The sequence below is a fragment of the Nocardiopsis camelliae genome, assembly GCF_028993595.1.
GTDB lineage: Bacteria > Actinomycetota > Actinomycetes > Streptosporangiales > Streptosporangiaceae > Nocardiopsis > Nocardiopsis dassonvillei.
Window position 1 is genome coordinate 3,840,160 of sequence record NZ_CP118614.1, and the last position, 11,324, is coordinate 3,851,483.

The window sequence follows — 11,324 nt, forward strand, 5'->3', positions numbered from 1 at the left end:
TCGTTTCCTTTGGCCTCGTGTGCGCCGGTCGTGCCGCCGCCCTAGATGTGCGGGACGTCCTCGGGGATGGGGTAGAACGTCGGGTGGCGGTAGACCTTGTCCCCGCTGGGCGCGAAGTAGGGGTCCTTCTCGTCGGGGCTGGAGGCGGCGATGTGCTCGGCGCGCACCACCCAGATGCTCACGCCCTCGTTGCGGCGGGTGTAGAGGTTGCGGGCGTTGTGCAGGGCCATGTGGTCGTCGGGGGCGTGCAGCGAGCCCACGTGGACGTGGTTGAGGCCGCGCTTGCCGCGCACGAAGACCTCGTAGAGCGGCCACTCGGGGCGGGCCGCTCCGGAACCGGCCGTGCTGTCGTCGCTCATACCGCTGCCTCCTCGGCGCTGGTGTGCTTGCGGGCGTAGGCGGTGGCGGCCTCGCGCACCCACGCGCCCTTCTCGTGGGCGGCCCGGCGGCGCTGGACGCGCTCGGCGTTCTTGGGCCCGGCGCCGGAGACGACCTGCTTGAACTCCACCCAGTCGGGCTCGCCGAAGTCGTGGTGGCCGCGCTCGGCGTTCCAGACCAGCTCGGGGTCGGGCAGGGTGACGCCGAGTTTCTCGGCCTGGGGGACGGTCATGTCCACGAACTTCTGGCGCAGGTCGTCGTTGGTGTCGCGCTTGATGCCCCAGGCCATGGACTGCTGCGTGTTGGGCGAGTCGGCGTCGGGCGGACCGAACATCATCAGCGACGGCCACCACCAGCGGTCGACGGCGTCCTGGACCATGGCCCGCTGCTCGGGGGTGCCCTCCATCATGCGCATGAGCAGTTCGTAGCCCTGGCGCTGGTGGAAGGACTCCTCCTTGCAGATGCGCACCATGGCGCGGGCGTAGGGGCCGAAGGAGCTGCGGCACAGCGGGACCTGGTTGCAGATCGCGGCGCCGTCCACGAGCCAGCCGATGACGCCCACGTCGGCGAAGGTCAGCGACGGGTAGTTGAAGATCGAGGAGTACTTCTGGCGGCCCTCGATGAGGCGCTCGGTCAGGTCGGCGCGGTCCACGCCCAGGGTCTCGGCGGCGGCGTACAGGTACAGCCCGTGTCCGGCCTCGTCCTGGACCTTGGCCAGCAGGATGGCCTTGCGCCGCAGGCTGGGCGCGGAGGCGATCCAGTCGCCCTCGGGCTGCATGCCGATGATCTCCGAGTGCGCGTGCTGGGAGACCTGGCGCACGAGCGTCCTGCGGTAGCCCTCGGGCATCCAGTCGCGCGGCTCGATGCGCTGGTCGGCGGCGATCCTGGCGTCGAACTCGGCCTGGAGGAGGTCGGCGTCGGGAGACGCCTCCCGGACCGTCTGGGTGCTCACTGGTTTCTCACCTCATTCATAACCGAACGTTCGGTCAGTAATTAGTATCCCCGGATTCCCCCGCCCGGGCAAGTCCGCCGGGCGGGGAAACCGCCAGCTCAGCTCCCGGAGAAGGTCGGCTTCTCCTTGGCCAGGAACGCGCGGACCGCTCCGACGTGGTCGGCGGTCTGTCCCAGCTGGTTCTGGAGCTCGGCCTCCTCCTCCAGCAGTTCGGGCAGCTCGCGCCCGCCCACGGCGGCCGAGCGCACCTCGCGCTTGGCCGCAACGAACGCGCTGGTGGGCCCGGAGGCCAGGCCCGTAGCCACGGCGCGGGCGCGCGCCTCCCAGGCGTCGTCGTCCACGACCTCGGTGACCAGGCCCAGCTCCAGGGCGCGCCCGGCGTCCACGACCGTGCCCAGCAGCATCAGCTCCATGGCCCGGGCCTGGCCCAGCGAGGCCACCAGGCGCGAGGCCAGCCCGGAGTCCGAGGCCAGGCCGATCCCGGTGAAGGCGGTGCCGAACCTGGCCCGGCGGGCCGCGATCCGCACGTCCCCGGCCAGGGCGAAGCCCAGTCCCGCGCCCACGCAGGCGCCGCCGATGCCGACCACGACCGGCACCTGGACCTCCTCCAGGGCCAGCACGATGGGGTTGTAGTGCTCGCGCACGGTCTCCAGCGCCTCCTGGGGGCGCTCCTCCAGGATCCGCGCGTGCTCGACCAGGTTCTGGCCCAGGCAGAAGGCCTTGTCCGAGCCCAGCAGCAGCACCGCGCGGGCGGTGGTGGACTCCGCCGCCCGACGCAGCGCCGCCAGCAGTTGCTCCTTGACCCGCCGGGTCAGGGCGGGCGTGTTCAGCCGCACCGTGGCCAGCCCGTCGGCCTCGGTGAACTCCGCGTCCGCGGGCGCCTGTCTAGCCGCCGTGTCCTCACTCAACGCTCTACTCCCCCTCGTCCCAGGTGTGGAAGCCCTGTCCGCTCTTGCGGCCCAGCCTTCCCTCGGCGACCATACGGCGCAGCAGTTCCGGAGGTGCGAACCGGTCCCCCAGTTCGGCGGCCAGGTACTCGGCGATGGCCAGGCGCACGTCCAGCCCCACCAGGTCGGTCAGGCGCAGCGGCCCCATGGGGTGGCGGTAGCCCAGCTCCATGGCGGTGTCGATGTCGGCGGGCGAGGCCACGCCCTCCTCGACCATCCGGATGGCCTCCAGACCCAGCATGACGCCCAGGCGGCTGGTGGCGAACCCGGGCGCGTCGCGGACCACGACCTCGGTCTTGCCCAGGGCGGCGACCCAGGCGCGCGCCGAGGCCAGGACGGCCTCGTCGGTCTCGGGGGCCACGACCAGCTCCACGAGCTTGGAGGCGGGGACGGGGTTGAAGAAGTGGGTACCCAGGAAGCGCGCGGGGCGCTTGAGGGCGGCGGCCAGCTCGGTGACCGACAGCGAACTGGTGTTGGAGGCCAGGACGGTGTCCTCGCCCACCGCGGCCTCGGCGGCGGTGAGCACGGCGATCTTCAGTTCGGGCCTCTCCGGCACGGCCTCCACGACCAGACCGGCGTCGGCCGGGATGTCGGCGGGGGTGGTGACCGTGTGCAGCCGGGCCAGGTAGGCGTCCGGTTCGGCGTCGATCTTCCCGCGCTGGCGAGCTTTGTCCAGCCCGGCAGCCACGCGGGCGCGACCGGCCTCGGCGGCCTCGGCGGTGGCCTCGACCAGCACCACGTCGGCGCCGCGGGTGAGGAACTGCTGGACGATCCCGGCGCCCATGGTGCCGCCGCCGACGACGGCGACGGTGGCGGGGACGCCCCGCGCGGCGCCGTCTGCCTGCTCGGTGGTGCTCAACGCTTCTTCCTCTCCAGGAAACGGGTCATGCGCTCGTGCTTGTCGGCGCTCTCGAACAGCACGGCCTGCGTCAGGTCGTCGGCGAGCGGGTGGGGCCCGTCGGCGTCCAGGACCATCTTGGTCATGCGCAGGGCCAGCGCGGAGGAGGCGGCCATGCGGTCGATCAGGGCGTGGGCGCGTTCGCGCAGCTCCCCGGAGGGGACGATCTCGGCGACCAGGCCGTGGCGCAGCGCGGCCTCGGCGTCCAGGCGGTAGCCGCCCAGCAGCACCTGCTTGGCCACCGAGGCGCCGATCAGTTCCCGCAGCCGCCAGCACGCGCCCGCGCCGGCGATGATGCCCAGGCCCGGCTCGGGCTGGGCGAACACGGCGGTGGGGGTGGCGATGCGGATGTCGCAGGCGTAGGACAGTTCGGCGCCGCCGCCCAGGGCGTAGCCGTCCACGGCCGCCACGGTGGGCGCCCGGAGGCGGTGCAGGCGTTCGAACAGGCGGCTGTTGATCCCGGCCAGCGCCTCCTCCCGGCCGCGTTCGCGCAGCTCGGAGATGTCGGCGCCGCCCGCGAACACGGTGCCGTGCCCGGTCAGGAGCAGGGGCCTGGGTTCGGCCTCGATCCGCTCGCACACCCGGTGCAGCTCGGCGATCATCGTCGCGTTGATGGCGTTGCGGGCCTCGGGGCGGTGGAGCTGGACCACCACGCGGTCCTCGCGCCACTCCACGTCCAGGGCGGTGAAGTCCCCGTCGGCCCGGTGCGCGGCGGACCCGTCGGCGCTCACGGGCGCTCCACCAGCAGGGCGACGCCCTGGCCCACGCCCACGCACAGGGTGGCCAGGCCGCGGGCGGCGTCATCGCGCTCCATGCGGTTGAGCAGGGTGACCAGGATGCGGGCGCCGGAGCTGCCCAGCGGGTGGCCCAGGGCGATGGCGCCGCCGTCGGCGTTGACGCGCTCCTCCTCCAGCTTGAGCTGGCGCATCACGGCCAGGGACTGGGCGGCGAAGGCCTCGTTGAGCTCCACGGCGCCGACCCCGTCCAGGTCCCACCCGGCGCGGCCGAGCGCCTTGCGGGTGGCCGGGACCGGACCCAGGCCCATGACCTGCGGGTCCACCCCGGCCGAGGCGGAGGCGACCACGCGGGCGCGGGGGGTCAGGCCGTAGCGGCGCACGGCCTCGGCACCGGCCAGCACCAGCGCGGAGGCCCCGTCGGAGAGGGAGGAGGAGTTGCCCGCGGTGACGATGCCGCCCTCGCGGAAGACCGGACGCAGCCCGGCCAGGCTCTCCATGCTGGAGCCGGGGCGCGGTCCCTCGTCGGCGGTGACCTCGCTGCTCTGGCCCTTGCGTCCGCGCACGGTGACGGGGACGGTCTCGGCCTCGAAGCGGCCCGCCTCGGCGGCGGCGACCGCGCGCTCGTGGCTGCGCAGCGCGAAGGCGTCGCACTCCTCGCGGGTGAGTCCCTCCAGGAGCGCGACCTCCTCGGCGGTCTCGCCCATGGACAGGGTGTAGCGCAGGTCGTCGGGGCCCGCGTCGGCGGGCGCATCGGCGTCGGCCGCGGCGAAGCGCGGGTTGGTGAAGCGCCAGCCCAGGGAGGTGTCGGCGACCTCGCCCGGCTTGGCCCAGGGGGTTCCGGGCTTGGCCATCACCCAGGGGGCGCGGGTCATCGACTCCACACCGCCCGCGACCACCACGTCGGCCTCGCCCGCGCGGATGGCCTGCGCGGCGGAGGCGACGGCGGTCAGGCCGCTGGCGCACAGCCGGTTGACGGTGTAGCCGGGCACGCTCGGGTCGAGTCCGGCCAGCAGCGCCGCCATGCGCGCGACGTTGCGGTTGTCCTCGCCCGCCTGGTTGGCGGCGCCCAGGACCACCTCGTCCACGGCCTCGCCCGGCACGCCCGCGCGGCGGACCGCCTCGGCCACCGCCGTGGCGGCCAGGTCGTCGGGGCGCACCGCTGCCAGGGCGCCGCCGTAGCGGCCCTGCGGGGTTCGCACCCCGTCGACCAAGTAGACCTCGCTCACGTGCGGCCTCCCGTGGTAAAGACGGTGGTCGGGGCCACCGTCGCCTGTGAAATCATCGACACTTCTCCTTGACACGGCTGCCCGGAGACTGCGTTAATGCATTAGTAACCGAACGTTCGGTCAGTAAGCAAGTCGGTCCGATCCGCGACGGACCGCACCGCCACGAGATCAGCGCACCCGCCCACCCCACCCAGGCGCCCGCGCCCCGGCGGGTCCCGCGCACAGTACACGGAGAGGCCCATGGCAATCCACGACACCACCACGCTGTCGGCCGGAGCCACCGCCCGCCTGGGACGGGCGCCCGAGCCCGGGATCCTGGACCCGGCCGAGCGCATGAGTGTCGACGAGCTGCGCGCCCTGCAGCTCAAGCGCCTCCGGTGGACCCTGGAGCACGCCTACGCCAACGTGCCCCTGTACCGCCGCAAGTTCGACGAGGCCGGGGTGCGCCCCGAGGACCTGCGCGAACTGGCGGACCTGCGCCACTTCCCGCACACCACCAAGGCCGACCTGCGCGACAACTACCCCTTCGGGATGTTCGCCGTCCCCCAGGAGCGGGTCAGCCGCATCCACGCCTCCAGCGGGACCACCGGCCGCCCCACCGTCGTGGGCTACACCCGCGAGGACATCGACACCTGGGCCGAGGTGGTGGCCCGCTCCATCCGCGCCGCGGGCGGACGGCCCGGGCACAAGGTGCACGTCTCCTACGGCTACGGGCTCTTCACCGGCGGGCTGGGCGCCCACTACGGCGCCGAGAGGCTCGGCTGCACGGTCATCCCCGCCTCGGGCGGGCAGACGGCCAAGCAGGTGCAGCTCATCCAGGACTTCGAGCCCGACATCATCATGGTCACCCCCAGCTACATGCTGACACTGATGGACGAGTTCGAGCATCAGGGAATCGACCCGCGTACGACCTCGCTCAAGGTCGGGATCTTTGGCGCCGAGCCCTGGACCGAGATGATGCGCACCGAGATCGAGGAGCGCTTCGACATCCACGCCGTGGACATCTACGGCCTGTCCGAGGTGATGGGCCCGGGCGTGGCCAACGAGTGCGTGGAGACCAAGGACGGCCTGCACGTGTGGGAGGACCACTTCTACCCCGAGGTGCTCGACCCCGTCACCCAGGACGTGCTGCCCGACGGGTCCAACGGCGAACTGGTCTTCACCTCGCTGACCAAGCAGGCCATGCCGGTGATCCGCTACCGCACCCGCGACCTGACCACGCTGCGCCCGGGCACGGCCCGGCCCATGCGGCGCATGGACAAGGTGACCGGCCGCAGCGACGACATGATCATCCTGCGCGGCGTGAACGTCTTCCCGACCCAGATCGAGGAGATCGTGCTGGGCCTGGACGGGCTGGCCCCGCACTTCCAGCTGGTGCTGACCAAGGAGGGCCGCCTGGACCGCATGGCGGTGCGCATCGAGGCGGCCCCGGACTGCACCGCCGAGCGGCGCGTGGTCCTGAGCGAGCAGATCGTGGCGACGGTCAAGGACAAGGTCGGCGTGAGCGTGACCGTGGACGTGGTCGACCCCGAGCAGATCGAGCGCTCGGTGGGCAAGTTCCGCCGCATCATCGACCAGCGTCCCAAGGAGTGACGGGACGCGCATGACGCACGGCCGCCGCGTCAGCGCACACGCCTCAAGAAACAGCTGTCGCCGACCGGCTGGCTGTGGACCCGCGGGGAGACCCCGGCCTTCCTGTGAACCGCTCCGCCAGAGTTCGTCGCGCGGTTCGGAAGCGGCCGGGACGAAACCTGGTGGCCAGGTCGGGGGTTTCGTGGCCGGATCGCGCCAGTTCCGCGCGCTGGCGCCGAAGGCCGGGTTAGCTTGGCGCTGTCGCTCACCCCCTTCCCCGAGGAGACGGCCATGGGCAAGCACGGCAACCAGGACCAGGACGGACACCAGCCGGGGCGGCCGGTCCCGCCGCCCACCCCCGACAGCGGCGGCAGCGGCGGAGGCCGCCACGAACGCGACGAGGACGACAGGTAGTGCACGCCGACCCGCGGACCCGCCTGGCCGGACTCTTCCCTCCCCCGTGGCGGGCGGAGGCCGGCCGGGTGCCCCGCGACCGGTTCGTGCCCGACACCGTGTGGGTCGCCGACGGAGGCGAGCCAGTACCGGTGGACCGCCGCGAGGAGCCGGAACGCTGGCTGGAGCTGTGCCACGAGAACCGGCCGCTGGTCACCCAGCTCGACGACGGCGCCGGTTCCGGACGCGGCTACATCACCTCCTCGGCCTCGCAGCCGTCGATCGTGGGCCAGATGCTGGAGTCCCTCGACCTTCGACCGGGCCACCGCGTGCTGGAAATCGGCACGGGCACGGGCTGGAACGCCGCCCTGCTGGCCGAGCGCGCGGGAGCGGAGAACGTCACCACCGTGGAGATCGACCCCGCTCTCGCCGACCGGGCCCGGGAGGTCCTCATCGGTTCCGGGTGTCCAGTCGCGGTGGTCACGGGCGACGGCGTCCTGGGGTGTCCCGGGCGCGGCCCCTACGACCGGGTGCTGTCCACCGCAGCCGTGCAGCGGGTTCCGTACGCGTGGGTGGAGCAGACCCGGCCCGGCGGCCTGATCCTGACCCCGTGGGGGACGACGTTCGACAACGGGGTGCTGGCCGGGCTGACCGTGGCCGCCGACGGCACGGCGTCCGGACGCTTCACGGGCGACGCCGCGTTCATGTGGGTACGGTCGCAGCGGCGGCCGCACGCGGTGGTCGAGGACGAGGTGCGCGCCGAGCACGACCACGACGAGGGCACGACCTTCCTGCACCCCTACGAGCCGATCGCGGACCCCGACGCCCGGTTCGCGATCGGCCTGGCTCTGGCTCCGGGGGCGAGCGACGTGCTGGTCTTCGACGACGACGATCCGGACCGGCCGTACACGGTGTACCTACTGGCACCGGAGTCGGGGTCGTGGGCGTCGTGGCGGGTGGAGCCGGGGACGCGGGAGTACGCGGTGCGCCAGCACGGGCCGCGCGAGCTGTTCGTCGAGGTGGAGCGGGCGTACAGGAGGTGGGTGGCGGCCGGTCGGCCCGCCCGCGGGCGTTTCGGGCTCACTGTCACCCCGGAGGGCCAGACGGTGTGGCTGGACGAACCCGAGCGGGTGTTCACCGCCGAGGGCGGGACCTGAGCCCCGGTGCCGGAGCGGCGCCTCAGGAGGCGTCGGCGCTCCCGTGCAGCAGGCAGAACTCGTTGCCCTCGGGGTCGGCCAGCACCGTCCACCGGGCTTCCTCGGGCTGGCCCACGTCCACCTTCACCGCGCCCAGTCCCAGCAGCCTCTCCAGTTCCTGGGCCACCGTCAGTCCGTCCGTGACGCACAGGTCCAGGTGCAGGCGGTTCTTGACGCTCTTGCGCTCGGGCACGGCGAACACGTCGACCCCCAGGTCCGCCCCCTCGTGCGGAGCGAGACAGAACCCGTCCTCGGCCTCCTCCACGACCGGCCAGTCCAGCACACGGCTCCAGAACGCGGCCACGGCCTCGGCGTCGAGCGCGTCGATGGCGATCGCGCGGATACGGCTTCCCATGCCCGCACTCTACGGGCTAACACCGACGAGCCGCACCCGCGGCCCGTCAGCGCGTCGCGACGGCGTGCGCGAGGACGTCGTAGCCGTCGGTGGTGCGCTCCAGGTCCGCGCCCAGCGAGCGCACCCACGCGTCGAGCCGGTCCTGGACCGCCCGGCCGTCGCGGTCGTCGTCCACGGTCAGCTCGACCTCCAGGAACACGCCCACGCCGTGCAGCTCGTCCACGCACACGGTGATCCCGCCCGCCCGGCCGACCCGGCGGGTCTTGACGATGCGCAGGGCCGGGACGTAGCCGAACTGGAGGAGGACCCGGTGCATCTGCTCCCGGTCGGCGACCGCGGTCTCGTGCTCCACGTACTCCAGGGGGTTGGCGGCCGGGGTCTTGGCGGTGAGGACGTGCTCGCCGTCCTGGGTGCGCAGCCGGGCGAAGGCGCGCCCCGCCTTGGGCATGCCGAACTCCCACCCGGGCGGGGCGTAGGCCTGGTCGTCCTGCTCGGCGGGCGCGGAGAGGGCCACCCCGGCGGCTTCGAGGGCGGCCAGGAGCGCGGCGGGGTCGGCGACGCGGTACTTGGCCTCGATCTCACGCATGCGTGTGCTCCTGGGCAGAGTGGTACGGGAGTTGCACAGGAGCTTACCGAGGGTGAGGACCGCCCCCGCACGACCGCTTCCCCGGCCCCTCCCCCGCGATCGACCGGGAGGCCGGGGGCCGCCGCGAAGGCCCAGGTCGCCGGGGTGCGCGAAAACCCTGGTCGCGTCCGGCATGCACGACCCCGCACCGGGCAGAGGGTAAAGACAGTCCCCCTGAACGGTGTGCTCCGTCCCATGTACGGGCCGGTGGCACCGTCCGCGGACCGGGGGACCGCGCCGTGCGGCGCGCGGCGCGGCGCGCCACGCCCCCTGAAGGAGTACACCGGGTGGACGAGACAGTCGGCAGGGCGGGCTCGGGAGGAATGATCGAGGACTACCTGGCCCTGCGTCGCCACAGGTGGTGGCAGCGCGAGGCGCGAAGGCCCCAGGACGCCGTGATGGGCCGGGACTGGACGATCGCTCCGGCGGACGAGGAGACCGAGGTCCCCGTGTCGTCGCTGGTGGTGGAGATGTCCGACCAGGAGGCGTGGTACTGGGGGTTCCGCGCTCCGGACAGCCTGCCCACGAACATGCGCTGGAGGGTGACCGTGCCCTACTCCCTGCCCGGGGGGCACCGGGGACGGACCGCCGTGCAGGTGCTGCTCACCATGGGCAGCAGGGCCGAACTGATGACACCGCTGCACCCGGCGACCGCGCCGCTGGACGTCCCGGTGGAGCGGATCGTGACCGACACCGACGTGCCCGCCGAGGAGCTGCCGGGGATGTGGCTGAGCGTGGCGCTGCTGGGCGGAGCGGACGCGCGGGGGTTTCGCGCGCTGTCCTGAACCCGCGCCGCCGGGCCGCCGGACCCGGCGGCGCGGCGGGTCAGCCCTCCAGGTCCGTGCGGCCGTCGGCGTCCACCCGGCTGCTCTGGGCGGTCCAGGCGCGGGCCTGCTCGCTGATCGTGCAGCCCAGGCCCGGCCGGGCCGGAACGAGCATGCGCCCGCCCGCGGTCTCCAGGCGCTCCTCGAACAGGGGCTGGAGCCAGTCGAAGTGCTCCACCCAGGGGTCGAGTTCGTAGGCCGCGGCCAGGTGCAGGTGGATCTCCATGGCGAAGTGCGGCGCCATCCGCACCCCGGCCCTGCGCCCCTGGGCCATGACGTCCAGGAACGGGGTGATGCCCCCGACCCGCGGCGCGTCCGGCTGCATGAAGCCCACGGCCCCGGCCTGGATCAGCGCCTCGTGCTCGGCGGGGCTGGTGAGCATCTCGCCGGTGGCGATGGGCGTGGCCAGCTCGCGCGCCAGGTCCGCGTGGCCCCGGACGTCGTAGGCGTCCAGCGGCTCCTCGATCCAGACCAGGTCGAACCGGTCCAGGAGGCGGCCCATGCGCGCGGCCGAGCCCCGGTTCCACTGCTGGTTGGCGTCGACCATGAGCGGGAAGTCGCCCAGTTCCTCGCGCACGGCCTCCACACGGGCCAGGTCCACCCGGTGGTCGGGGTGGCCGACCTTGATCTTGATGCCGCCGATGCCCGCGGCGCGGGCGGCCCGGGTGTTGTCCAGCACCTCCTCCAGCGGCGCGGACAGGAACCCGCCGGAGGTGTTGTAGCAGTCGACCGCGTCGCGGTGCGCGCCTAGGAGCTTGGCCAGCGGCAGCCCGGCCCGTTTGGCCTTGAGGTCCCACAGGGCGATGTCCATCGCGGCGATGGCCTGGGTGGCCAGTCCGCTGCGCCCCACGGAGGCCCCGGCCCACACCAGGCGGGTCCACAGGCGCTGGATGTCGCTGGGGTCCTCGCCGATCAGCTCGGGGGCCACCTCGCGGGCGTGGGCGTACTGGCCCGGGCCTCCGGCGCGTTTGGAGTAGGTGAAGCCGACGCCTTCGAGCCCCTGCTCGGTGGTGATCTCGGCGAAGAGCATCGACACCGAGGTGAGCGGCTTCTGGCGCCCGGTGAGCACCTTGGCGTCGCTGATGGGGGTGGCCAGGGGCAGGTCCACGCGGGACAGCGTCACCGAGGCGATGGCGTCGGTGGCGGTGCCCCCCGCGGCGCCGGTGCGGGCGTCGCCCCGCGGCTCGGCGGGTGTGTTCATGGGGTCTCCGGAGAAGAGGT

Annotated in this window: 13 protein-coding genes; 4 read left to right on the top strand and 9 right to left on the bottom strand. The window is 73.2% G+C overall.

Features of this window, described 5'->3' with window-relative positions; all coding sequences use genetic code 11:
• Positions 1-41 precede the first annotated feature (41 nt).
• From paaB to PV789_RS16885, 6 genes are all read right to left on the bottom strand, one after another.
• A complete protein-coding gene (paaB, locus tag PV789_RS16860; RefSeq protein WP_061082429.1) occupies positions 42-359 on the bottom strand; it encodes a 1,2-phenylacetyl-CoA epoxidase subunit PaaB in 318 nt (105 codons plus the stop codon).
• Positions 356-1,330, bottom strand: a complete 975-nt coding sequence (gene paaA, locus PV789_RS16865) for a 1,2-phenylacetyl-CoA epoxidase subunit PaaA (RefSeq protein WP_274973525.1) — start codon at positions 1,328-1,330, stop codon at positions 356-358. Before paaA ends, paaB begins: the two co-directional genes overlap by 4 nt.
• A gap of 98 nt (positions 1,331-1,428) precedes the next feature.
• On the bottom strand, positions 1,429-2,238 hold the full coding sequence (locus PV789_RS16870; RefSeq protein ID WP_274973526.1) for an enoyl-CoA hydratase/isomerase family protein: 810 nt from the start codon (positions 2,236-2,238) through the stop codon (positions 1,429-1,431).
• Positions 2,239-2,242: 4 nt separating this feature from the next.
• Positions 2,243-3,136, bottom strand: coding sequence for a 3-hydroxyacyl-CoA dehydrogenase family protein (locus tag PV789_RS16875; RefSeq protein WP_274973527.1), 894 nt, complete (start codon positions 3,134-3,136; stop codon positions 2,243-2,245).
• Positions 3,133-3,906, bottom strand: a complete 774-nt coding sequence (locus PV789_RS16880; RefSeq protein ID WP_274973528.1) for an enoyl-CoA hydratase/isomerase family protein — start codon at positions 3,904-3,906, stop codon at positions 3,133-3,135. The genes PV789_RS16875 and PV789_RS16880 overlap by 4 nt, the downstream gene beginning before the upstream one ends.
• The gene (locus PV789_RS16885; protein WP_274973529.1) at positions 3,903-5,138 is read right to left on the bottom strand and encodes a thiolase family protein; all 1,236 of its coding nucleotides are present in this window, start codon (positions 5,136-5,138) and stop codon (positions 3,903-3,905) included. Before PV789_RS16885 ends, PV789_RS16880 begins: the two co-directional genes overlap by 4 nt.
• 240 nt (positions 5,139-5,378) lie before the next feature.
• Here PV789_RS16885 and paaK point away from each other — a divergent pair, with 240 nt between their 5' ends.
• The 3 genes from paaK (at position 5,379) to PV789_RS16900 (ending at position 8,260) form a co-directional block, all read left to right on the top strand.
• Positions 5,379-6,731, top strand: coding sequence for a phenylacetate--CoA ligase PaaK (gene paaK, locus PV789_RS16890; protein ID WP_274973530.1), 1,353 nt, complete (start codon positions 5,379-5,381; stop codon positions 6,729-6,731).
• 231 nt (positions 6,732-6,962) lie between these two features.
• Positions 6,963-7,124 carry a hypothetical protein gene (locus PV789_RS16895; protein WP_274978293.1) on the top strand — a complete coding sequence of 54 codons (162 nt, stop codon included), beginning with the start codon at positions 6,963-6,965 and terminating at the stop codon, positions 7,122-7,124.
• Complete coding sequence (locus PV789_RS16900) at positions 7,124-8,260, top strand: rRNA adenine N-6-methyltransferase family protein (RefSeq protein ID WP_274973531.1); 1,137 nt, start codon at positions 7,124-7,126, stop codon at positions 8,258-8,260. The genes PV789_RS16895 and PV789_RS16900 overlap by 1 nt, the downstream gene beginning before the upstream one ends.
• Positions 8,261-8,282: 22 nt before the next feature.
• Here the strand turns inward: PV789_RS16900 and PV789_RS16905 are convergent, their stop codons facing one another.
• Both PV789_RS16905 and PV789_RS16910 read right to left on the bottom strand, forming a co-directional pair.
• Entirely contained in the window at positions 8,283-8,654 is a 372-nt protein-coding gene (locus PV789_RS16905) for a VOC family protein (RefSeq protein WP_274973532.1), read from the bottom strand.
• A gap of 46 nt (positions 8,655-8,700) precedes the next feature.
• Positions 8,701-9,240: a class IV adenylate cyclase gene (locus PV789_RS16910; RefSeq protein ID WP_274973533.1), complete on the bottom strand. Its 540-nt coding sequence runs from the start codon at positions 9,238-9,240 to the stop codon at positions 8,701-8,703.
• A gap of 326 nt (positions 9,241-9,566) precedes the next feature.
• On the opposite strand from PV789_RS16910, the gene PV789_RS16915 reads away from it, so the two are divergent.
• Complete coding sequence (locus PV789_RS16915; protein ID WP_274973534.1) at positions 9,567-10,064, top strand: hypothetical protein; 498 nt, start codon at positions 9,567-9,569, stop codon at positions 10,062-10,064.
• A 40-nt stretch (positions 10,065-10,104) separates the two neighbouring features.
• Here the strand turns inward: PV789_RS16915 and PV789_RS16920 are convergent, their stop codons facing one another.
• Positions 10,105-11,304 (bottom strand): L-talarate/galactarate dehydratase, encoded by a 1,200-nt coding sequence (locus PV789_RS16920; RefSeq protein WP_274973535.1) that lies wholly within the window; start codon positions 11,302-11,304, stop codon positions 10,105-10,107.
• Positions 11,305-11,324: the final 20 nt, after the last annotated feature.

Excerpts from the sequence above, each read along its gene's own strand:
- paaK (WP_274973530.1), top strand. The coding sequence starts at position 5,379 with ATGGCAATCCACGACACCACCACGCTGTCGGCCGGAGCCACCGCCCGC.
- PV789_RS16920 (WP_274973535.1), bottom strand. The coding sequence starts at position 11,304 with ATGAACACACCCGCCGAGCCGCGGGGCGACGCCCGCACCGGCGCCGCG.
- paaB (WP_061082429.1), bottom strand. The coding sequence starts at position 359 with ATGAGCGACGACAGCACGGCCGGTTCCGGAGCGGCCCGCCCCGAGTGG.
- PV789_RS16905 (WP_274973532.1), bottom strand. The coding sequence starts at position 8,654 with ATGGGAAGCCGTATCCGCGCGATCGCCATCGACGCGCTCGACGCCGAG.
- PV789_RS16910 (WP_274973533.1), bottom strand. The coding sequence starts at position 9,240 with ATGCGTGAGATCGAGGCCAAGTACCGCGTCGCCGACCCCGCCGCGCTC.